Origin of the sequence: Roseateles sp. UC29_93, from assembly GCF_042695725.1 — a bacterium.
Lineage (GTDB): Bacteria > Pseudomonadota > Gammaproteobacteria > Burkholderiales > Burkholderiaceae_C > Roseateles > Roseateles noduli_A.
Genome location: NZ_CP170545.1, coordinates 6,413,594 through 6,434,537 on the forward strand (window position 1 = coordinate 6,413,594; position 20,944 = coordinate 6,434,537).

Genomic DNA, 20,944 nt, shown 5'->3' on the forward strand with positions numbered 1-20,944 from the left:
TCCGCCTCGATGTCCGACCCTTCCTCGCGCTCCGAGCTCCTGCCCCTGATCGGCGACCGTGCCTCGGTGGAAATCGCCGCGCTGGTGATTCCGCCGGCCGTGATCGCGAGCACGCAGGCGGGACCGGCCAGTGGGGCGTGGACGTGGGCGTGGGCCTGGGCGACCGCCTGTGCGCTGGGCTCGATCGGCGTCGCCGTTGCGCGCCGCCGCTTCCGGCGCGAGGCCGCGCTCATGAAGCCCGACGACTTCGTGACGCGCTGGTCGCGACCGCTGGAGCGCTTCGCGCTCGCCTCCGGTCTGCTGTGGGGTCTGCTGCCCTGGGTCGCCGCCACCGGCGGTGTCTTCGAACACGCGGTCTTCCTGTACCTCCTGCTCGCCGACACGACGGCATCGATGGCGGCCTTCGCGGCCGCGGACCTCCCGTTCTTCGCCCGCTTCCTCTGTCCCGCGTGGGCGATGGCGGCGGTGGCGGTGCCGTTTGCCTTCCCCGCGCAATGGACGATCGTCCTGCCGCTGTGCCTGCTCTTTCCGTGGCTCGTGTGGCGATACGCACGGACGTCCAACGGCCTCCTCGTCCAGCAGTCCCAGCTCAAGCGCCAGAGCGAGTCCCTCGCGCTCGCGCACAAGGAGGCACGCGATGTCGCGAACGCCGCGTCGCGCGAGAAAAGCCTGTTCCTGGCCACCGCCTCGCACGACCTGCGTCAACCGCTCTACGCGCTGACGTTGACCGCGCAGGCCGCGCTCCAGCGCAACCAGGATCCGTCGCTGCGGCCGCTGCTGGTCGACATCGCCCAGGCCGCCGGCCACGTCAACGATCTGCTGAACTCGCTGCTCGATGTCTCCGTGCTGGACAGCCGCAGCGCCGAGCTCGCGCTCCAGCCATTGGCGCCGGCGCCACTGCTGTCGGAACTGCATGAGCGCTTCCAGCCGGAGGCGCAGGCGCGCGGCCTCGACTGGCGCATCCGGGTCCCGGAGGCGCCCGCCTGGGTCATCGCCGAGCCGATGCTGCTGCGCCGCGCGCTCGCCAACCTGTTGCACAACGCCTTGCGCTACACGCCCGAAGGCGGCGTGCTGCTCGCGGTACGGCGCCGCGGCGGGAACTGGGCCATCGAGGTCTGGGACACCGGCATCGGCATGGCCGCGGCCAAGCGCGAGGCGCTGTTCTCCGAATTCCGTCGCGGCGACGACGCCGCGCAGGTCACCGGCGACGGCCGGGGCCTGGGCCTGTCCGTCGTGCGCGATTGCGTGCAACGGATGCAGGCGTCGATCGATTGGCACTCCACGCCGGGGCGGGGTTCCTGCTTCCGCATCACCTTGCGCGGCGCGGCCGTCCCGACAACGCCGGTGAAACGCGCGCCCATGGCGCCGCATGCGTTCGAGCCGCTCATGGGCCGCGTGCTCGTGGTCGACGACGACCTCGGCGTGACGCGCGGCCTCGTCCATCTGCTGGGCGAATGGGGCCTCGATTGCCGCGTCGCCGGTGACGCCGCCCAGGCGCATGCGGCCCTTGATGCGGGCTTCGAGCCCGATGTCGTGATGAGCGACCTGCGGCTGCGGCACGACGACGGCGGCTACGCGCTGCTGCAGGACCTGCTGGACCGGCTCCCGCTCGCGCGCGGCCTGGTGGTCACCGGCGAGCTCGACCTGCCCGACCTGCGCCGCGCCGAAGCCGATGGCCACCTCGTGCTGCGCAAGCCGGTGCAACCGGGCCCTCTGCACGCGGTGCTGCGGTCGATGCTCCCGTCGCGGGGGCGGTCGTCACCAGGCTGATCGAGCACCCGTGGCATGCGCGTTGCCGGCACAGAGCGATGAAGGAGAGCATCCCCATGCACCTCGAAGGCTCCTGCCACTGCGGCCGCATCCGCTTCTCGGTCGACTCGACCGAGCCGTATCCGTTCATGCGCTGCTACTGCACGATCTGCCGCAAGACGGCCGGCACGGGCGGCTACGCGATCAACATCGGCGCCGACCACCGCACGTTCAAGCTGATCAAGGGCCAGCGCGACCTGCGGGTCTATCGCGCCCTCCTCGACGGCAAGGAAAGCAGCGGCCAGCGCCACTTCTGCGGACATTGCGGCACCGCGCTCTGGATGTACGACGACAACTGGCCGGACCTGATCCATCCGCACGCCAGCGCGATCGACACGCCGCTGCCGGAGCCTCCGGAGAACGTGCACGGCCTGCTGGACTCCAAGGCGTCCTGGGTGAAGGTCGAGGGCCAACCGGGCGATGCCCGCTTCGGGCACTTCCCCGACGAATCCCTGGCCGACTGGCACCGGCGGCACGGCTTCTAGGGCAGCGCTTGTGCCGATCACCGGCGAGCGTTGCCGGCCCCCTCGACCCGGGGGACCGCGGCGCCGGATCCTCGCGCGCCGCGCATTCGGTCACGGCGACGCGGACGCCACCCGCCGACGATGCAGGACCGGCTGACTAGCATCGCGCCCATGTCGAACACACGCCCCGCCCCGCTCCTGGACGTCGCGCCGCGCACGCGCGCGCAGCCCTTCGCCTGGATGAAACGGCGACCCGTGCTGGCGGCGATCGCCCTGAGCGCGGCGATCGTGCTGCTGGCGGTGTGGACGGGGCAGGACCCCTACGCCGATCGCGACGACTGCCTGGCGCGGCAAGGCACGCCGGTGGTCGTGAACGCAGCCCTGCATCAGACCCAGTGCCGCATCGTCGGCGAAGGCGCCGACGACGGGCTCAAGCGCTGAAGGTGCCGAACGCGCCGTTCACTTCTTGGGCGGCGGCGGCGGGAAGCCCGGCATGCCGGGAACGCTCGGGAAGATGTTCCCGGCGCTCTGGAACTGCTCCTGCATCTGCAGGAACAAGTTCTTGGACTGCTCGAGATAGTTGCCCATCAGGCCCTGCATCATCGGCGCCTGACCGCTCATGAACTGCGACCACAGCTGCGGATCGAAGCCCCCGCCCTTGCTCGGGTCGGCGAAGCGGCTCTGCAGCTCGGTGACGGCCTGCAGGTTCTTCTCGAGGTAGGCCCCCATCAGGCCCTGCATCGCATGGCCGTAGAAGCGGATGATCTGCGCCAGCAGCGGCGTCGAGAACATCGGCATCCCGCCCATCTCTTCCTCCAGGATGATCTGCAGCAGGATGGAACGGGTCAGCTCATCGCCCGACTTCGCGTCGCGGACCTCGAAGTCCTCGCCGCCGAGCACCATCTTCTTGACGTCCGCCAAGGTGATGTAGCTGCTGGTCTGCGTGTCGTACAGCCGCCGGTTGGGGTACTTCTTCAGCACCCGCGGCCCCTTGGGGTGCGCGGGGTCCTCGCTGCCGGTTGCGGTCTTGCCGCGTCGGGCCGTCGCCATGCTGTCTCCTCTGAGGGTCTTCAACCCATTCTAGGAGGCGCCCGGCAAGCGGCCCGCCGGGGTGATTTCCCTTGCTGTGCGGGAGGCGGATGGGGCTGCCGTCGATGAGCCGCCAGTCTCCCGCCAGCTCCGTCCGGCTCAGTCCGGCTTGACGTTGCCGTCCTTGATCACCTTCGCCCACTTGGCCTGCTCGGCCTTCTGGAATTCGAGGAACTGCGCCGGCGTGTTGGGCGTGTACTCCAGGCCCAGCGATTCCATCTTGGCCTTCACCTCGGGCAGCGCGACGATCTTCTGCACTTCGGCATTGAGCTTGGCCACGATGGGCGCCGGGGTGCCCGCCGGGAAGTACAGCGCCTGCCAGCTCGAGACGTCGAAGCCCGGCACGCCGGATTCGGCCAGGGTCGGCACATCGGGCAACTGCGCGCTCCGCTTGGCCGAGGTCACCGCCAGCGCCTTCACCTTGCCGCCCTTGATCTGAGGCAGGGCCACGGTCACCGTCTCGAAGCTCATCGGCACCTGGCCGCCCATCACGTCCTGGATGGCCGGCGCACTGCCCTTGTAGGGCACGTGCGTCAGGTCCGCGCCGGTCATCAGTCGGAACACCTCGCCCGAGAGATGCTGCGACGTGCCCTGCCCCGCCGACGCGAAGGTGATGTCGCCGGGCTTGGCCTTCGCGGCGGCGATGATGTCCTTCACCGTCTTGGCCTGCGAGCCGGGCCCGATCAGCAGCACGTTGGAGATCTTGCCCAGCAGGATCACCGGCGCGAAATCGCGATCGGCCTTGTACGGCATCTTGGGCAGCAGCGAAGGATTGATCGCATGCGTCGCGATCGTGCCCAGCAGCAGCGTGTAGCCGTCCGGCGCGGCCTTGGCGACGCTGTCGGCACCCAGCACTCCGCCGGCGCCGGCCTTGTTGTCGACCACGATGGTCTGCTTGAGCGAGACCTGCAGCCGTGCCGCGATCTCGCGCGCCAGCACGTCGGACGTGCCGCCCGGCGCGAAGGGGACGATCAGCTTGACCGGCTGGGCCGGCCAGTTGCCGGCATCGGCGGCCTGCGCCGCCGTCATCGCCGCCATGCCCAGCACCACCGTCGCCGCCGCAGCGGCCAGGGCGCGCACGCGACCCCGCATCACCGAATTCATGTCGCTTGTCTCCATCCATGACGGCACGCAGCCCTCGCCGTGATCGACTCGGTACCGATACCATCTTCTTGATGAGAGGAATGGTATCGGTACCATCCATCGCGTCAAGATCGTGTTGATGAGGGATTTCACCCGGTCAGTGGCCGTTCATGCGCTGGCCCGCTGGACGAGTTCGAAACCGATGTCGACGGTGCGGCGATCGACCGTGCCGCCGGCCCGGTCGAGGATGAAACGCGCCGCCTGCCGGCCGATGGCGAAGCCGTCGATGCGCACCGTGGTCAGTGCCGGTTCGAGGTCCCGCGCCAGCGCCAGATCGCCGAAGCCGACGATCGCGAGGTCGTCGGGGATGCGCAGGCCGCGCGCCTGCGCCTCGATCACGACGCCCAGCGCCAGCGAGTCCGAGCTGCAGAACACCGCGTCGACGCCGTCCGGATGCGCCAGCAGTTCGGCCAGGCCACGGCGGCCGCTGCCCAGCGTGGTCGGCGTGGCGACGGTGGCCACGGGCACGTCGGCGATGCCGAGCGCCCCGGCCTGATCCTGGAAGGCGCGGAAACGCCGCATCGCGCGCTCGTCGCTGCCCGCCACGCCGGCCAGGCGGCGGTAGCCGCGCGCATGCAGATAGGACGCGACCTGCCGGCCCACCTCGACATGGGAGAAGCCCACCAGCATGTCGATCGGATCGGCGCTCTGGTCCCAGGTCTCGACGACGGGGACGCCGGAGGCGCGCAGCCGGGTGCGCGCCTGCTCGGAATGGCTGGTGCCGGTGAGCACCAGGCCGTCGGGCCGCCGGCCGATCATCGCGTCGAGCCAGGCTTCCTCGCGCGCGTTGTCGTAGCCGGTCTGGCCGAGCAGCACCTGGTAGCCGGCCTCGAACAGCGCCTCGGTGAGGCTCTGCACGGTGTCGAGGAACACCGGCCCGGCGATCGTCGGCACGGCGACGCCCACCATGCGGCTCTTCATCGACGACAGCGCGCCGGCGAGCAGGTTGGGGACGTAGCCGGTCTTGCGCACCGCCTCGGACACCCGTTCGCGGACCTCGGGCGACACCTGCGCGGGGGTGTTGATCGCGCGGGACGCGGTGATCGGCGCCACGCCCGCGAGCTGCGCCACGTCGCGCAGCGTGACGGCGCCACTGCCCTTGCGGCGGCGGGGACGGGGGAAGGTCTCGATGTCGGACATATGGCGGCTGATTATGGCGGTCGGGCGCAGGCGCGCCGGCGGACGATCGCGCGTCCGGCGTGTTCAGCGACGCCCCTCGTAGGCCATCACGACGTTGCGCCCCGCGCCCTCGATCCCGTCGCGGCGCGAGGTCACGAATATCAGCTGATTGACGTTGGCCGTCGCCCAGGCGATCGCACGCGGATGATCGAGCGACGGCGAAACGAGCCGCAGCCGCAGCGCCTCGTCGGCGACGGCTTCGCTGATCGACAGGCGCTCGAAGGTGCGGAGAAAACCGCGCGTCGGCTCCAGCAGTTCAGGCGGGCAGCGCGCCATCACCGCGAGCCAGGTGAGCACGCTGATCGAGCGGTGCGTGCAGGCGTCCAGCGCCCGCGCCGCCGTCGGCACGCCGTTCAGGTAGTCGAGCAGCACGTCTTCGTCGATGACGGCATTCATCGCCGGGAACTCCGCCGGGGCGCGTCGTCGTCGGATCTGCCCGGCCGGCCCGCCCCGCCCGCCTCGCCCGCCGGGTCGACGGAGGCGCCGCGCGAGGCCCACAAGCCGAAGGCCTCCGGGGTCACGTCCGCGTGGCCGTCCGCAAAGGCGACCAACGCGCGTCGCACGGCTTCGGCGCGGGAGATGCCCATCAGCTTGCACAGACGGTCGATCTCGACGAGCTGCGCGGCCGGGATGTCGACGATGGTGCGGGTCATGCGGGCCTCCGGGTTCTACGCTGAGGGTTCTGCGCTGACGGGTGCCGCGCCCGGCTCAGCGCGCGAGGAAGTCGGGCTGGCGGAACTTCTCTTCGAGGAAATGCCCGTTGGCGATCAGCGCCTGCGCGTCCTGGCGGGCGACGTTGGCGACAATCTCGCGCATCTGGGTCTCCAGCAGCGACAGCTGTTCCGCGAGCAGTTGCCGCGCCGTCTTTCCGTCCTTCAGCGCATGGCTGACGCGGAAGGCCGGCGGCAGCGCGACGTAGTTCGCCAGCGTCTCCGGCAGATAGCGCAGCACCGTCTGGCGGACGGTGAACAGATCCTCGTTGTGCAGGCCGGTCGCGCGCAGCCGCGGCAGCACCTCGGCGACGGCGTCGCGGATCGCGGCCAGACGGGGCTTCACGTCCTCGGGCAGGTGCGGTGAGGCGTGCGCGATGACCTCGTCCAGGCGCTGCATCGTCTGTTCGAAGCTCAGGCTGTCCTCGATCGCGCGTTCGAGCTCGGGCTGGCGACGACCCAGCAGCAGACCCGCGACGTACAGGCCCGCCGTGATCGCGAGCCAGCCGCGGTCGATCACGCCGGCGAACAGCAGCGCCGGTCCGACCAGCGCCAGCGCACAGCCCAGGATGTTGCCGCTGCCGTAGAGGAACAGCAGCGCCCGCAGTTTCAGCGATCTCGATGCGGCCATGGCGGCGTTCCCGGCGCGTTCACTGATAGCCGCGGATCTCGCGGAAGACCTGCGCCAGGCGCGAATGGCGTCCGTCGAATTCCCGCCCGCCGGTCATCTGCGCGATCTGCTTCATCTCGTCGACGTTGCCCTCCCCGAACAGGATCGGGAACACGCGCGCCGGCGCGCCCTGCCCGTAGCGCGAGCGGAAGGCGGCGAACGACATCCCGCTGTTGCTCTCGCCGTCGGTCAGCAGCGCGATGCTGACGAAGCGGTCCGGGTGCTCGCGCGATTCCCGCGCGGCCAGTTCCAGCGCGGCCGACAGCGCCGAATACACGGCGGTGCCGCCGCGCGGCCGCAGCTCGTCGGCGACGCTGGTCAGCCGCGCCCGCGCGGCATCGATGTCGCCGGCGTCGAAGGGCACCAGCACCGGATCGCTCACCCGGTCGTCGAACGGGATGAGGATCACCCGCTCTCGGCCCTGGAAAGCGCTGAGTCGCGCGCTGGTCGTCGCCTGCGACGCGCCGCTGAGCACCTTGAGCGCTTCGCGCATCAGCTCGATGCGCTCGCCCTTCATCGAACCGCTGATGTCCAGCACGAAGATCGATGTCGACGGCTTGCGCCAGGTCGACTGGTAGGCGGTCAGCACCGCGTCGATGACCTCGAGCCGGTTCGGGAATCAGAGCTCCGCGATCGCCGCCGTCGGCAGCGCCGACGCGGTCGCGACCTGGGGATTCGCGGGCCGCAGGAAGGCGGGGCCCAGCGCGTCGCGCTGGAAATCCACCGCCTTCAACGCGGCGACCAGCTTGTTGTACGGCTCGCGCTGCGCTTCGCGCAACAGCATCAGCGGATAGTCGGCCGAGATCATCCCGTCCCGCGGATAGACCAGCGTCAGACGCTGGTCCTGGGCCAGCTTTTCGTTGGCACGCAGGATCACGGCCTCGTAGTTCACCATCGCGTCGATGGCAGCCGGGTCCTTCGTGAAGGCGTCGGCCAGCCAGCCGGAGCTGCCCGCGGTCAGCCGCTGGCCGGACAGGAAGGCGGTGATGACCTTGGCGTCGACATCGGACGCGGCCATGTCCTCGGTCTTGCCCGACGACGCGGCGGCCACCGCGAAGAGCGCGCTCATGCCCGAGTTCGAACTCGCCGCATTGGTCATCGCGTAGCGCAGCCTGCCGGTGCTGGCGGCCTTGGCGATGTCGGCCCAGGTCGGCGCGCGCTGGCTCCAGCCGAGTTCGGCCACCTTGGCCGCCTTCACGCCCAGCGCGATGCGCGAGTAGAAGAGCTTCTCGCGCGCCAGCGGCGGCGTCTGGAGCGCCAGCGACGGGTAGGCGCCGTTGGGCGGCAGGATCGCGTCGAAGCGCTCGCCGGCGTTGATCCGCTCGACGATGTCGAGCGTGCCGGCGTAGCTCATGCGCACGGTCACGCCCGCCGATCGTCCGGCCGCGACGATCGCCGGCTCCAGGTCCTTGACCTCGGAGCCCGCGAGCACGGTGAACGCGGCCTCCGCATTGCCCGCCTCCGCCGTCCTGGCCGGCGGCGCGTCGGACTCACGCCTGCCGCAGCCGCCGAGCACCAGCGCCATCGACAGCAGCGCGACGGAGCACCATCCCATCGCAGCGCGGCGCGCGACGCTCACAGCGACACCTCTCCCGACGCCTGCAGCGCCGCGGCGGATTCCTGACGCCGCACCCGGTCCAGGTAGGTCCGGCTCTTGGCGACCTCGTCGGACAGCGTATCCACGGTCGTCTGCATCGACGCCAGCGCCTTCGTCTTGAAGTCGGCGATGGTGTCCATCGTCTGGTAGATGTTGGTGAAGGCCAGCTGCAGCTTCGCGATCTCGATCGTGCTGGACGCGGCCTGCTGATGGATCGCGGCGCTCTGGTCGCGCAGCATCTCGCTGGTGCCGGCGATGAGCTGGCCGGTAGTGGTGTTCAGCGCGGAGATCTGATCCAGCACCAGCTTCTGGTTGTTGAGCGCCTGGGCGACGATGACCGCGGTGCGCAGCGCCGACACGGTCGTCGTCGTCGCGCGGTCGACGCCCTTGACCAGCTCCAGGTTGTTCTTGCGGATCAGGTCGAGCGCCAGATAACCCTGGATGTTCACCGCCTGCTGCGTCAGCAGGTCCGTCACCTTCTGGCGGGTGTAGAACAGCATCTCCTCGCGGACGACGCGCGCCTTTTCGCCGTCCGAGTGTTCGAGCTCCCGCGCCTTCGCCTCGAGCTGGCCGTCGAGCGTCCGGCCGATGTGGATGTACTTCTCCAGCCGTTCCATCAGCGTCCAGAGGTTGACCTTCTCCTGCTCGATCGCGGCGTTGTCGCGCAGCAGTTCGTCCTTGCCGCCCTTGAGCGCCTCGATGATGCCGTTCAGGTGCGACTGCGAGGACTGGTAGCGGTCGAAGTAGTCGGCCAGCCTGTTGCCCAGCGGGATGAAGCCGAGCAGCTTGCGCGCCGAGAACAGGTCGCCCTGGCGCGACGGGTCGAGGTCCTCGACGGTGCGGCGCAGGTCGACCAGCGATTGCCCGATCTGCGCGCCCTGGTCCAGGAGGCCGCTCTTCAACGATCCGACGGGCCGGTCGAGCATCCGGTTGGACGCGGCGGACGCGGCCTCGATGTCCTTGCTGCCCATCGCGTGGATGCGTTCGACGGCCTGCTTGAAGGTCGGATGCTGGCTGTCGTGCGTCGTGATGTCGTCGATGAACTGGCGGACCTGGCCGTCGAGCTCGGCGACCTCCTCCGGCTTGAGCTTCACCTTGCCGCCGGCGGTCTCGACAGGCACGACCTGCACCGGCGCGGGCGGCTCCAGCGTGAAGGCCTGCGGGGGCTGGAGTTCGTCGAGCGCGACATTGCCGGTCGAGTTCGGGACGGGCGTCGGGGTCTGCGATGCGGTCATGCGGTCCTCCTCGGGATGAGCTTCACTTGAACCGGGCCTCGATGCCCTGGATCATGCGTTCGAGCCATTCATGGCTGGGCGGGTCGACGACGTCGACGAGCACCGGCGGCACCTTGACGCCGCGCTGGGCCCAGGTCTCCGGGCCCTTCACGTCGCCGCCGGTGCGGAAGCCGTATTCATGCGCGAGCTCGCGCAGCTTGGGGTCGGTGTCGAGTGCCTCGCCCAGGCGGGCGCCCTTCTCGTTGTAGGGCACCAGCACATGCTTCGAGTACACGGTCGGACGCGGGTAGAGCACGACCATGTCGCCCTTGAGCCGATCCGGATTGCGCAGCCAGAACTCGACCATCTGCGACTCATAGGCCGCGAGCAGCGGCGCCTTGCCCATGCCGAGCGCGAGGTAGTCCTCGAACGGGCCGGCGGAGCTCTGCTCCTGGAAGCCCTGGCGCAGGAACAGCGGCGCGACGAGCGGGAGGACCTTGTCGACTTCCTCCTGGCTCTGGACGATCTGCTGCTGGTTGGCGAGATAGCTCGCCAGCGCGAGGTACATCGCCGCGGAGTTGGAGGTGCGCACATCGGTGGAGTTCACCAGCACCGCCTTGCCGGTGGCGAAGGCCTCGCTCTTCTTGAGGTCGCGCCAGCGGGCGTTCTGCTCGATCAGCGTCATCAGCCGCTGGAGATCGACGATGTAATAAAAGTCGCCCTCGCGCTGCGCGATGCCGTTGGCGACGAGGATCTCGGCGATCGGCTTCCAGCTGGCGAAGACGACCGGCGTATAGAACGGCGTGTAGACGTTGGCGGCCTTGGCGGCCACTTTCAGCTGCTGGCCCGCGGGGGCGCCGGACGGGAAGCCGAAGTCGTACTTCGACGCGTCGACGCGGTTGGCGATGGCACGGGACCCGGCCTTCTCGACCGTGACCGTGAGTCCTCGGGCAGCCAGCGCCTGCTGGACGCGGGGGTCGTTGAAAAAGGCTTCCTTCTCGGAGCCGATGAGACCGCGGAGCGTGACCTGTCGGTCCCGCACCTGCTGCGCGGTGACGGCGGCGACCTTGTCCTGGTCGAGCCGCGCGTTGGAGTACCAGACGCCGCCGCCGACTGCGGCGAGCAGGGCGATCGCCAGCACGGGGGCGACCAGTTTGCGAATGTCCAAGGTGACGAGCCCCTGAAGGCGCGTGGAAGGGTCACGCTGCGGCGGACGATATCGCCGGGTGATGACGGAAATGTGTCACACGACTGTCACGAGCGCGGGAGTCCGCGGCGTCCGGCAGGCGCTCGCCGCTGGTCTGCCCGACAAGTGGAAAGCACAAAGCAGAACGCCCGCTGGGAAGCGGGCGTTCTGCCGAGGTGTCCCGAAGGACGTCCTACCGTCTGGTAGGCGCGATTGGATTCGAACCAACGACCCCCACCATGTCAAGGTGGTGCTCTAACCAACTGAGCTACGCGCCTGAAAAACCCGGCCAGTGGTGGTCAATCCACTGGTCCGTAAACAGAATCGCCCGCCGTTTGAAGCGGGCGACCTGTCGAGGTGTCCCGAAGGACTTGCCTACCAATTCTGGTAGGCGCGATTGGATTCGAACCAACGACCCCCACCATGTCAAGGTGGTGCTCTAACCAACTGAGCTACGCGCCTGAAGAGCCTCGCAGTATATGCCGGATTTTGAGGTCCGTCCAGGAAGTCGCCCGAAAAAGAACGTCAGACGCACGACGGACTCAACGATGAACTGAGCGATGAACTCAGCGACGTCGCGCGCTCCGGATGCCCGAGACCTGCGACAGCGCCACCAGCGTCTGCTGCAGGCGCTGCGCATCGCTCACCTCGACGGTGAAATTCATCCGCGACAGGTCGCTGCGCGCGGGCTTGCCCTTGCCGCTCTGCTGGTTCACCGAGACCACGTTGAGCTTGTCCTTCGCGAACAGCTCCAGCACGTCCCGCAGCAGCCCCGGCCGGTCCGTGGCCTCGACGACCAGGTCCACCGGGTACATCGCGCCCTTGCCCGCCCGGTCGGGCGCGGGCTCGCCCCACGCGACCGCGATCACTCGCTCCGGCGCTGCCTGCGCCATCTGACGCAGGTTCGCGCAGTCGCAGCGATGGATCGCCACGCCCTTGCCGCGCGTCACATACCCCGTGATCTGATCCGGCGGCGCGGGCCGGCAGCAGCGCGCCAGACTCGTCAGCAACGAGTCCACGCCCACCACCAGCACGCCGCCCTTGGGCGTGCGTCCTTCCCCGACCGCGCCTTTCGTGTGGCGCTGGACGAGCAGTTCCTCCTCGTCCGCCTCCGGCACCGGGGGACGCAGCAGCGTCTCGATGTTGCGCAGCGAGTACTCGTCCTTGCCGACGACCTCGAACAGCGCCTCCGCGCTCTTGAAGCCGAGCCGCCCCGCCAGATCGTCGAGCTTGATCGCCGTCTTGCCTTCGCGCTGCAGCAGCTTCTCGACCAGCTCGCGGCCCTTGGAGATCGTGTGCGTCTGCACCTGCGCGTTGAACCACGCGCGCACCTTGGCCTTGCTGCGCTGGCTCTGCAGATAACCGAGCTCCGCGTTCAGCCAGTCCATCGACGGGCCGCCCTCCTTGAGCGCGACGATCTCCACCGTCTGGCCGCTCTGCAACGGCGTGTTCAGCGGCACCATCTGGCCGTCGACCTTCGCGCCGCGGCAGCGGTGCCCCAGGTCGGTGTGCACCGCATAGGCGAAGTCGATCGCGGTCGCGCCCGCGCAGAGCTCGACCACGTTGGCCTGCGGCGTGAACACGTAGATGCGGTCGTCGAAGTTCGAGTCGGTCTCGGCGACGTAGTCGCGTTCCCACGCCAGCAGTTGCCGCAGCACCGCCTTGCGGGCCTGCGCGACCTGCTCCTCGAACTCGCCCGCGGCGCTCACGCCGGCGTAGCCCTTGGTGCCCGCTTCCTTGTAGGCCCAGTGCGCGGCGACGCCGTGCTCCGCATGCTCGTGCATGGCACGCGTGCGGATCTGCACCTCCATCGGCCGGCCGTCCGCCGCGATCACCACCGTGTGCAGGGACTGGTAGCCGTTGGGCTTCGGACGCGCGATGTAGTCGTCGAACTCGCCGTCCACCGGCAGGTAGCGCTCGTGCAATTGCGCCAGCACCGCGTAGCAGTCCGCGACCTCCGGCACGACGACGCGCAACGCGCGCAGGTCGAAGACGCGTTCCAGCGTCAGGCCCTTGCCGCGCATCTTCTTCCAGATGCTGTACAGGTGCTTGGGCCGGCCCTGCACCTGCGCGTCGATGCCATGCGCCCGCAGTTCGCGCTCGAGCGCGGCCCGCACCGTTTCCACCGATTGCTCGCGCTCGACGCGCTTCTCGTGCAGGCCCTTGGCGAGTTGGTGGTAGTGCTCGGGCTCCAGGAAGCGGAACGCCAGGTCCTCCAGTTCCCACTTGATCTGCCAGATGCCGAGCCGGTTGGCCAGCGGCGCGAAGACCTGCAGCGATTCCGCCGCCAGCTCGCGCGGGCACGGCGTCTTGCTGGCCGCGAACCAGCGCAGCGATTGCAGCCGCGACGCCAGCCGCAGCAGCACCACGCGCAGGTCGCGTGAGAACGCCAGCAGCATCTTGCGCACGAGCTCGGTCTGCTCCTGCCGGCGTTGCTCCTCGACGCGCGCCTCGCGCGCCGCGCGCTGGATCTGCACCAGCCGGCGCGTGTGCGCGACCAGGCTCGCATCGCTCTCGCCGAAGGCCTTGGCGACGATCTCTTCAGGCTTGTTCAGGTAATCGCCGGCGTACACCAGGTAGGAGGCCGCCTGCATGGACGGCGCCGCGCCGACGCCGGCCAGGATCGCCGCCACGCCGTCCGCGTGGTCGAGCGCCGGCTCCCCGGTGCCCAGCAGGTGATCGGCCAGCAGCGGCTCCGCGAACGCGCGGGCGCGTCGCACCGGGTCCGCCGTCTCTTCGGCGCGCGGCTGCGCCGCGGGCAACCGGTGAGGCAGGTCCCCGTCCAGCAGGGCCACGATGGGCGCCGCCTGGTCCTGCCGCAGCCCCAATTCCGTCTTCATTCGTCGTTCATCCGTGTCGTCGGGGGCGCGTGCGCCGCCGGGACGTCATCCGCGGTCGAGGAATTGCTCCACCACGCGGATCTGTTCTTCATGCACCAGCGTCGGCGCATGGCCGACTCCTGGGAACTCGTGCAGCTCGGCGCGCGGGCCGCGCTGCGTCATCAGCTCGGCGGTCGTGCGCGTCAGCAGGTCCGAATCGCCGCCGCGCAGCAGCAGCGTCGGACAGCGCACCGCGTCGTAGGCCGCCCAGAGCTGGGCCTCGCCGGCTTTCGCCAGCTCCGGCGTCAGTCCGGCCAGGCCCTGGCCGATGCGCGGGTCGTAATGCAGCCGGCAGCGATCGCCGTCCGGTTTGAACATCGCCCGCGACAGCGCCAGCCACTGGTCGTCCGTGTGCGGCCCGAAACCTTGCGAGATGCCGCGCAGGTAGTCCGCGCCCTGCTGGCAGTTCTCGAACTGCGGCGCCCGGCCGAGGTAGCTCGCGATGCGCTGCAAGGCGACGAACTCGATCGTCGGTCCCACGTCGTTGAGGATCAGCCGCTTGATCGGGCTAGCCGGCATCGCCGCCAGCGCCAGGCCGATCAGGCCGCCCATCGAGGTCCCCAGCCAGTCCACCTGCGCAGGACCCAGGCGCGCCAGCAGCGTGACCATGTCCGAGACATATTGAGGAAGCTGGTAGTTGCGAGGATCGCCCAGCCATTCCGACTCCCCGCGACCGACGACGTCGGGCAGATCACCCGGAAACGGTCGCTCAGGCGTCGCGCGATCACGTCGAAGTCGCGGCCCTGCCGCGACAGCCCGTGCACACACACCAGCACCCGCGGGTTGTCGGCCTGCCCCACTCCCAATACGCGACCCGGTGAAGGCCACAAGGGCTCAGCGCCTGGACTTTTTTCAACAAGGGTTCAGACATCGCTCGTATCCTTTGTCCCCATCCTAACAACCCTGAAGAGGACGCGGCATGTTGAAAGGCAAGACGGCGCTGGTCACCGGCTCCACGAGCGGCATCGGATTGGGGATTGCCCTGACCCTCGCCGAGCAGGGCGCGAACATCGTGCTCAACGGCTTCGGCGACCACGCGGGTCCGAAAGGACAGGTGGAGGCGCTCGGCGTGAAGGTCGGGTATCACGGCGCCGACATGAGCAAACCCGCCGAGATCGAGGCCATGATGGCCTACATCGACCAGGAATTCGGAGGCTGCGACATCCTGGTGAACAACGCCGGCATCCAGCACGTGGCCAACGTCGACGAGTTCCCGCCGGAGAAGTGGGACGCGATCATCGCGATCAACCTCAGCTCCGCCTTCCACACGATGCGCCTGGCGCTGCCCGGCATGAAGAAGAAGAACTGGGGCCGCGTCGTGAACATCGCGTCGACGCACGGGCTGGTGGCGTCGGCCGGCAAGTCGGCCTACGTGGCCGCCAAGCACGGCCTGGTCGGCCTGACGAAGTCGGCGGCGCTGGAGACCGCGCTCCTCCCCGTCACCGTGAACGCGATCTGCCCCGGCTGGGTGCTGACCCCGCTGGTGCAGAAGCAGATCGACGATCGTTCGGCCAGGGAGAAGCTCGATCCCGCCGAGGCCAAACGTCAGCTGCTGGCCGAGAAGCAGCCCTCGCTGCAGTTCACGAACCCTGAGGAACTCGGCGCGCTGACCGTGTTCCTGTGTTCGGACGCCGCGATCAACGTGCGCGGCCAGGCCTGGGCCATGGACGGCGGCTGGACCGCGCAGTGAGCCTCACTTCGTCATCAGCACGTTGCCGTTGACGTTCACCGTGACGGTGGCCTTGCCGGATTCGACCGGCAGGGCTTCGTCGGCCGACGAGGCCATCGTCTTGAAGCGCGCCTGGGCCGCCATCATGACGGGCGCCGGCTGGTCGGCGTTCACGCTGACCTCGCCGATGCGGTAGCCCGAATAGCCGAACTGCTTCGCGTACAGGGCCGCCTTGGTCTTGTAGCTGGCGATCGCCTGCGCGACCACGTCGTCCTCGGCCTTCTCGCGCGCCTCGCGCGACAGCCCGTAGCTGACGTTGGCGATGGCCAGCGAGTTGATGCGGCCGCTCAGCTTGGAGATCGCGTCGATGTCGCGGCCCTGCACCAGCAGCTCGACGCTGCCCTGCCAGCCGGTGATCTGCGGCGCGGCGCTCGAGCTGCCCTTGGGCTGGCCGTAGCGCGGATAGACCGACAGGTTGCCCGCCTGCAGATCGACCTGCCCCGGCCTGGCGACCTTGCGCGCCTCGGTCAGCGCGGCCTCGAGCGCCTGCTTGAGCTCGTTCTGGACGGCGCCCGCCTCCTTGCCCTCGCGGGTGGTGGAGAAGCGCAGCTGCAGCAGGTCGCGGGTCACTTCGGTGGTGGCCGAGGCATTCAGCGCGAGCACGTCGGTCCGGGCGGCCTGGGCCTGCGCCATCGCGGGCAGCACCGCCACCGCACCGGCGGCGATCAGGGTGCGGGCAAGGATCTTGGAGCTTCGGATCATTCGGGTTCCTACGGAGAGTCCAGGTGGGAACCAGCATAACGCGTGAGGAAAGCGTCACGGTTGACCACCACGGCGCGCCGTCCATCCGCCTTTTTGGGTCATTCATCGACCTCCGGTAGGGATATGGACAGCCCTGTTACAAAAGATGTAACCATCCGGTAAGGACTGATGCATCCCGCAAACAGGTCGAAAAACAGCCCTTACAGTCCCGCTGTTACAAATTCCGGAGTGGCCGCCATGCAAACCACAACCCGCCCCAACCGTGTCCTGGTCGTGGATGACGACGCCCGCATCCGCGACCTCCTTCGCCGCTATCTGGCCCAGGAGGGCTTCGAAGTCCTGCTGGCCGAAGACAGCAAGGCGCTCAACAAGCAGCTGACGCGCGAGACCGTGGACCTCATCGTCCTGGACCTCATGCTGCCCGGCGAGGACGGCCTGTCCATCTGCCGACGGCTGCGCGCTGCGGGCGACAGCACGCCCATCATCATGCTGACCGCCAAGGTCGAGGAAGTGGACCGGATCGTCGGCCTGGAGGTCGGCGCCGACGACTACCTGGCCAAGCCTTTCAACCCGCGCGAACTGCTGGCCCGCATCAACGCGGTGCTGCGCCGCCGTCCGCCGCCGGAAGCGCCGGGCGCGCCGTCCAAGGAACCGATGACGGTCCAGTTCGGCCCGTTCGAATTCGATCTGGCGCTGCGCCGCCTGGCCAAGAACGGCGATCCGGTGCCGCTGACCACCGGCGAGTTCTCGATGCTGAAGGCGCTGGTGCGTCACCCGCGCCAGCCGTTGTCGCGCGACAAGCTGGCGATGCTGGCCCGCGGCCGCGAGTTCGAGCCCTTCGACCGCAGCCTGGACGTGCAGGTCTCGCGCCTGCGCAAGCTGCTGGAAGAGGATCCGGCGCAGCCGCGCTTCATCCAGACCGTGTGGGGGGTAGGCTACGTGTTCGTTCCGGACGAGGCGGCCTGATCCCGTGGCTCCCCCGCGTCTGGCGCTGAACCTGTTCTGGCGCACGTTCGCGCTGCTGGCGCTGCTGCTGGCGGCCGGTGTGCTGGCGTGGCAGCAGACCTTCAAGGCCCTGGAGGCCGAACCCAAGGCCCTCGAAGCGGCGCAGCAGCTGGCCGGCCTGGTCAACCTGTCGCGCGTGGCGCTGTCCAGCACCGACGCGATCAACCGCGTGGCGGTGGTCAAGTCGCTGGCGCGCAGCGAGGCGGTGTCGGTCGAGGTCGCCGAAGCGACCGACCGCTGGCTCCCCTACGAGAACTCGCCCTTCGCGCAGCGTCTGCGCAAGGAGCTGGTCTCGCGGCTCGGCCCGCAGACGGTGCTCGCAAGCGGCCTGAACGGCGTGCCGGGGTTGTGGGTGAGATTCGATGTCGGCCCGGACCAGTTCTGGCTGCAGACCAATCCGGCGCCGCTGCAGGCCAACATCTCCAGCAACTGGTGGTGGATCGCGATCGCGCTGGGCGCGTCGCTGCTGGGCGCCGCGGCCATCGCGCGGCTGATCAACCAGCCGCTGCGCGCGAGCTGTCGATCGCCGCGAGCCGCATCCGCGAGGGCGAGTACGACTCGCGCCTGGACGAAAGCACGCTGACCAGCGAGATCCGCGAGGTCAACATGGGCTTCAACCGGATGGCGCGCGAGCTGGCCAAGATGGAAGAGGACCGCAGCGTGATGCTGGCGGGCATCTCGCACGACCTGCGCACGCCGCTGGCGCGGCTGCGGCTGGAAGCGGAGATGAGCGTCAACGACGAGCAGGCGCGGACCTACATCGCGCAGGACATCGATCAGCTCGACGCGATCATCAACAAGTTCATGGACTACGCGCGGCCCAGCGAGCTGCAGCTGCAGGCGCTCAACCTGCGCGAGCTGGTGGAACGCGAGGCGCAGGGCTTCCGCGACCCGCAGCAGATCCAGATCAGCGTGCGGCTGTCCGCGGCGCTGCGCATCTGGACCGACCCGACCGAGCTGGGCCGCATCCTGCTGAACCTGTTCGAGAACGCGCGCCGCTACGGCCACCACGGCGACGAGCCGACGCGCGTCGAGGTGACGGCCGAGGCCGACAGCGCCTGGGTCCTGCTGACGGTGCGCGACCACGGGCCCGGCGTGCCGCCGGACAAGCTCGCGAAGCTGACGACGCCCTTCTACCGCGGCGACACGGCGCGCACGGCGGCGACCGGCGCGGGCCTGGGCCTGGCGATCGTCGAGAAGTCGGTGCAGCGCCTGGGCGCGCAACTGCGGCTCGCGAATGCCGACGACAGCGGCTTCGTCGCGCAACTGAGGCTCAAGCGCGCGAGCGTCTGATCGCGGTCGACGTCCCCGCGGTCAACGTGCCTCACTGGGCCCGGAACAGGGCTTGAGGGTCCTGGAGGGAGCCCTCATGCCCTGTGATGGGCCGCGCTTGGCGGTGATGGGGAGTCAGTCTCCGCGCACCAGCAGGCAGACGGCGCGTGCCTCGATCGCCTTGAGTTCGCCGACGGGCCCCATCTTCTCGGCCGTCTTGGCCTTCACGTTGATCTGGCCGGGGTCGATGCCCAGCACCTCGGCGAGCCGCTGGCGCATCGCCGGGATATGCGGCGCCATCTTGGGCTGCTGCGCAATGATGGTGCCGTCGAGGTTGCCGATCACCCAGCCCAGGTCCTTCACGCGCCGGTAGGCCTCTTCGAGCAGCACCATCGAATCGGCGCCCTTGAACTCGGCGGCGGTGTCGGGGAACAGCTTGCCGATGTCGCCCAGCGCGGCCCGCGCCGAGCAGCGCGTCGGTGATCGCGTGCGCGAGCGCGTCCGCGTCCGAGTGGCCCAGCAGGCCGTGCGTGTGCGGGACCGTGATGCCGCCGAGGATCAGCGGGCGGCCGGTGACGAGCTGGTGGGTGTCCCACCCCTCGCCGATGCGGAAATTCAGGACCATGAGGATGTGGCGTTGACTGCGGGGAACAAGCGGGTCGGCGGTCGAAAAAGCAGACGCGACGGAAGGAGCGGACGGGGCAGCGCTCAGTGCGGCAGCGCGTTCGTGACGACGAGCGGACCGTTGCGGGTGACGATCATCGTGTGCTCGAACTGCGCGGACAGGTTGCCCTTGACGCCGGAGAGGGTCCAGCCGTCGGCCTCCTCGTCGACCCAGCGGCTCTTGGTCGACAGGAAGGGCTCGATGGTGATGACCATGCCTTCGGTCAGCACGCGCGTGTCGTTCGCGTCGTAATAACCGGGGATGCTCTTGGGCTCCTCGTGCAGCGAGCGGCCGACGCCGTGGCTGCAGAGGTTCTCGATGATCTTGAACTTGTGCGCCTTGGCCACGCGTTCGATTGCGTGACCGATGCGGTTGATCTTCGCCCCGGGTCTCACTTCCTTCATCGCCTGCTCCAGCGCGTACTGCGCGGCGAAGACCAGCTGCGTCTTCGTCGGCGTCGTCGGCGGGACGATGCGCGTGCCGCCGGTGTCGCCGAAGTAGCCGTTCAGCTCGGCCGAGACGTCGACGTTGACGACGTCGCCCTTCTGGATCACGCGGTCGCCGGGGATGCCGTGCGCGGCCTGCTCGTTGATCGAGATGCAGGTGGCACCGGGGAAGTTGTACATCACGCGCGGCGCGGACTTCGCGCCGAATTCCGTCAGCCAGCGCTCGCCCATCTGGTCGAGCTCGAGCGTGGTCATGCCGGGCCGGATCGCGTCCAGCATGCGGCGCAGCACGGTGGCGACGGCTTCGCCGGCGGCCTTCAGGCCCTGGATATCGTCATCGGATTCGACAGTCATGCGCGGCTCCTGAGCAGGCGTTCGGCCAACGCGAAGTCGGCGGGATAGGTGACCTTGAAGTTTTCCATGGAAGCCTCGACCAGACGCGGCGAATGGCCCAGCGCCTCGACGGCGCTGGCCTCGTCGGTGATGCCTTCCATCGGGCCGGCCAGCGCGGGCATCAGCAGGCCGAGGCGGAACATCTGCGGCGTCTGCGCGGCCCACTTGCCGCGGCGGTCGACGGTGGCGGCGACGCGCGTCGACGGCGCCGCGCCGGGATCGGTGCCCGGGCTCGCGACCATCGCGTCCTTGAGCGTGTCGGCCACGGGCAACGCGAGCAGGCCGCCGACCTCGTCGTCGTCGCAGGCATCGATCAGCGCATCGACCCATTCGGGACGGAGCAGGCAACGGGCGGCATCGTGGACGAGCACCCAGTCGTGCGGCTGGGCACCGCGTTCGCGCAAGGCCTGCAGGCCGGCGGCGACGGTGTCGGCGCGTGTCGCGCCGCCGGTCCGTGCGATCCAGCCGTGCTCGCCTTCGAAGCCGGGCACGGCGGATTCGAACTGGTCGTCGTCGGGTGAGAGCACGACCAGCGTGGCCTCGACCCGCGCGACGGCGCCGAGCGCGGCCAGCGTGTGCGCGATCAGGGCGCGGCCGGCGAGCGGGACGTACTGCTTGGGGCGGTCGGCGCCGGAGCGACTGCCGACGCCCGCGGCCGGCACCAGCGCGAAGCAGCGCGGCGTCAGGCCGATGGGGAAAGGAACTCATGGGGCGGGATTGTAGGGAGAGCGAACCATGCCGTCGCGCCGGATCGATCGGCGAAAATCGGATCTCCTGATCCTCCCTGCCCTGC

At 69.2% G+C, this 20,944-nt stretch carries 21 protein-coding genes, 2 tRNA genes and 2 pseudogenes; 7 read left to right on the plus strand and 18 right to left on the minus strand.

Annotated elements, in window-relative coordinates:
- The first annotated feature begins 9 nt into the window (after window positions 1-9).
- The 3 genes from ACFJIX_RS29790 (at window position 10) to ACFJIX_RS29800 (ending at window position 2,714) form a co-directional block, all read left to right on the plus strand.
- Window positions 10-1,770 carry an ATP-binding protein gene (locus ACFJIX_RS29790; RefSeq protein WP_377156514.1) on the plus strand — a complete coding sequence of 587 codons (1,761 nt, stop codon included), beginning with the start codon at window positions 10-12 and terminating at the stop codon, window positions 1,768-1,770.
- A gap of 56 nt (window positions 1,771-1,826) precedes the next feature.
- Window positions 1,827-2,294 carry a GFA family protein gene (locus ACFJIX_RS29795; protein ID WP_377156516.1) on the plus strand — a complete coding sequence of 156 codons (468 nt, stop codon included), beginning with the start codon at window positions 1,827-1,829 and terminating at the stop codon, window positions 2,292-2,294.
- A 150-nt stretch (window positions 2,295-2,444) separates the two neighbouring features.
- Window positions 2,445-2,714 carry a hypothetical protein gene (locus ACFJIX_RS29800; RefSeq protein ID WP_377156517.1) on the plus strand — a complete coding sequence of 90 codons (270 nt, stop codon included), beginning with the start codon at window positions 2,445-2,447 and terminating at the stop codon, window positions 2,712-2,714.
- An 18-nt stretch (window positions 2,715-2,732) separates the two neighbouring features.
- On the opposite strand, the gene phaR is transcribed toward ACFJIX_RS29800, so the two are convergent.
- The 14 genes and pseudogenes from phaR to ACFJIX_RS29870 all read right to left on the minus strand — a co-directional run bounded on the left by phaR (window position 2,733) and on the right by ACFJIX_RS29870 (window position 14,811).
- Complete coding sequence (gene phaR / locus ACFJIX_RS29805; protein ID WP_377156519.1) at window positions 2,733-3,323, minus strand: polyhydroxyalkanoate synthesis repressor PhaR; 591 nt, start codon at window positions 3,321-3,323, stop codon at window positions 2,733-2,735.
- Window positions 3,324-3,461: 138 nt separating this feature from the next.
- Entirely contained in the window at window positions 3,462-4,466 is a 1,005-nt protein-coding gene (locus ACFJIX_RS29810; RefSeq protein ID WP_377156520.1) for a tripartite tricarboxylate transporter substrate binding protein, read from the minus strand.
- Between the two features lie 147 nt (window positions 4,467-4,613).
- Window positions 4,614-5,645 carry a LacI family DNA-binding transcriptional regulator gene (locus ACFJIX_RS29815; RefSeq protein WP_377156522.1) on the minus strand — a complete coding sequence of 344 codons (1,032 nt, stop codon included), beginning with the start codon at window positions 5,643-5,645 and terminating at the stop codon, window positions 4,614-4,616.
- A 63-nt stretch (window positions 5,646-5,708) separates the two neighbouring features.
- On the minus strand, window positions 5,709-6,080 hold the full coding sequence (locus ACFJIX_RS29820) for a hypothetical protein (protein WP_377156523.1): 372 nt from the start codon (window positions 6,078-6,080) through the stop codon (window positions 5,709-5,711).
- The gene (locus ACFJIX_RS29825; protein WP_377156525.1) at window positions 6,077-6,337 is read right to left on the minus strand and encodes a ribbon-helix-helix protein, CopG family; all 261 of its coding nucleotides are present in this window, start codon (window positions 6,335-6,337) and stop codon (window positions 6,077-6,079) included. Before ACFJIX_RS29825 ends, ACFJIX_RS29820 begins: the two co-directional genes overlap by 4 nt.
- 55 nt (window positions 6,338-6,392) lie before the next feature.
- Window positions 6,393-7,025, minus strand: a complete 633-nt coding sequence (locus ACFJIX_RS29830) for a hypothetical protein (protein ID WP_377156527.1) — start codon at window positions 7,023-7,025, stop codon at window positions 6,393-6,395.
- 19 nt (window positions 7,026-7,044) lie between these two features.
- Window positions 7,045-7,653: a VWA domain-containing protein gene (locus ACFJIX_RS29835; RefSeq protein ID WP_377156528.1), complete on the minus strand. Its 609-nt coding sequence runs from the start codon at window positions 7,651-7,653 to the stop codon at window positions 7,045-7,047.
- Window positions 7,654-7,683: 30 nt separating this feature from the next.
- Window positions 7,684-8,643 carry a substrate-binding domain-containing protein gene (locus ACFJIX_RS29840; protein WP_377156529.1) on the minus strand — a complete coding sequence of 320 codons (960 nt, stop codon included), beginning with the start codon at window positions 8,641-8,643 and terminating at the stop codon, window positions 7,684-7,686.
- On the minus strand, window positions 8,640-9,896 hold the full coding sequence (locus ACFJIX_RS29845; protein ID WP_377156531.1) for a toxic anion resistance protein: 1,257 nt from the start codon (window positions 9,894-9,896) through the stop codon (window positions 8,640-8,642). Before ACFJIX_RS29845 ends, ACFJIX_RS29840 begins: the two co-directional genes overlap by 4 nt.
- A 22-nt stretch (window positions 9,897-9,918) precedes the next feature.
- Complete coding sequence (locus tag ACFJIX_RS29850; RefSeq protein ID WP_377156532.1) at window positions 9,919-11,043, minus strand: hypothetical protein; 1,125 nt, start codon at window positions 11,041-11,043, stop codon at window positions 9,919-9,921.
- 219 nt (window positions 11,044-11,262) lie between these two features.
- A tRNA-Val gene (locus ACFJIX_RS29855) sits at window positions 11,263-11,339 on the minus strand.
- Window positions 11,340-11,446: 107 nt separating this feature from the next.
- Window positions 11,447-11,523, minus strand: a tRNA-Val gene (locus ACFJIX_RS29860).
- A gap of 104 nt (window positions 11,524-11,627) precedes the next feature.
- Entirely contained in the window at window positions 11,628-13,901 is a 2,274-nt protein-coding gene (locus tag ACFJIX_RS29865; RefSeq protein WP_377156533.1) for a RelA/SpoT family protein, read from the minus strand.
- A gap of 45 nt (window positions 13,902-13,946) precedes the next feature.
- Window positions 13,947-14,811, minus strand: a pseudogene (locus ACFJIX_RS29870) (alpha/beta fold hydrolase).
- 48 nt (window positions 14,812-14,859) lie between these two features.
- Here ACFJIX_RS29870 and ACFJIX_RS29875 point away from each other — a divergent pair.
- Window positions 14,860-15,630, plus strand: coding sequence for a 3-hydroxybutyrate dehydrogenase (locus ACFJIX_RS29875; protein WP_377156535.1), 771 nt, complete (start codon window positions 14,860-14,862; stop codon window positions 15,628-15,630).
- Between the two features lie 3 nt (window positions 15,631-15,633).
- Here the strand turns inward: ACFJIX_RS29875 and ACFJIX_RS29880 are convergent, their stop codons facing one another.
- Window positions 15,634-16,371 (minus strand): SIMPL domain-containing protein, encoded by a 738-nt coding sequence (locus ACFJIX_RS29880; protein ID WP_377156536.1) that lies wholly within the window; start codon window positions 16,369-16,371, stop codon window positions 15,634-15,636.
- 237 nt (window positions 16,372-16,608) lie between these two features.
- Here ACFJIX_RS29880 and ompR point away from each other — a divergent pair, with 237 nt between their 5' ends.
- The 3 genes from ompR to ACFJIX_RS29895 are packed head-to-tail and all read left to right on the plus strand — an operon-like array spanning window position 16,609 to window position 18,669.
- Complete coding sequence (gene ompR, locus ACFJIX_RS29885) at window positions 16,609-17,337, plus strand: two-component system response regulator OmpR (protein WP_067269272.1); 729 nt, start codon at window positions 16,609-16,611, stop codon at window positions 17,335-17,337.
- 4 nt (window positions 17,338-17,341) lie between these two features.
- Window positions 17,342-17,959 carry a hypothetical protein gene (locus ACFJIX_RS29890; protein WP_377156537.1) on the plus strand — a complete coding sequence of 206 codons (618 nt, stop codon included), beginning with the start codon at window positions 17,342-17,344 and terminating at the stop codon, window positions 17,957-17,959.
- Entirely contained in the window at window positions 17,941-18,669 is a 729-nt protein-coding gene (locus ACFJIX_RS29895) for an ATP-binding protein (protein WP_377162049.1), read from the plus strand. Before ACFJIX_RS29890 ends, ACFJIX_RS29895 begins: the two co-directional genes overlap by 19 nt.
- A gap of 114 nt (window positions 18,670-18,783) precedes the next feature.
- Here the strand turns inward: ACFJIX_RS29895 and ispF are convergent.
- The 3 genes and pseudogenes from ispF to ispD all read right to left on the minus strand — a co-directional run bounded on the left by ispF (window position 18,784) and on the right by ispD (window position 20,813).
- Window positions 18,784-19,273: pseudogene (gene ispF / locus ACFJIX_RS29900) on the minus strand (2-C-methyl-D-erythritol 2,4-cyclodiphosphate synthase).
- An 83-nt stretch (window positions 19,274-19,356) separates the two neighbouring features.
- Window positions 19,357-20,112, minus strand: a complete 756-nt coding sequence (gene map / locus ACFJIX_RS29905) for a type I methionyl aminopeptidase (RefSeq protein ID WP_377156538.1) — start codon at window positions 20,110-20,112, stop codon at window positions 19,357-19,359.
- A complete protein-coding gene (gene ispD / locus ACFJIX_RS29910) occupies window positions 20,109-20,813 on the minus strand; it encodes a 2-C-methyl-D-erythritol 4-phosphate cytidylyltransferase (RefSeq protein WP_377156539.1) in 705 nt (234 codons plus the stop codon). The genes map and ispD overlap by 4 nt, the downstream gene beginning before the upstream one ends.
- Window positions 20,814-20,944: the final 131 nt, after the last annotated feature.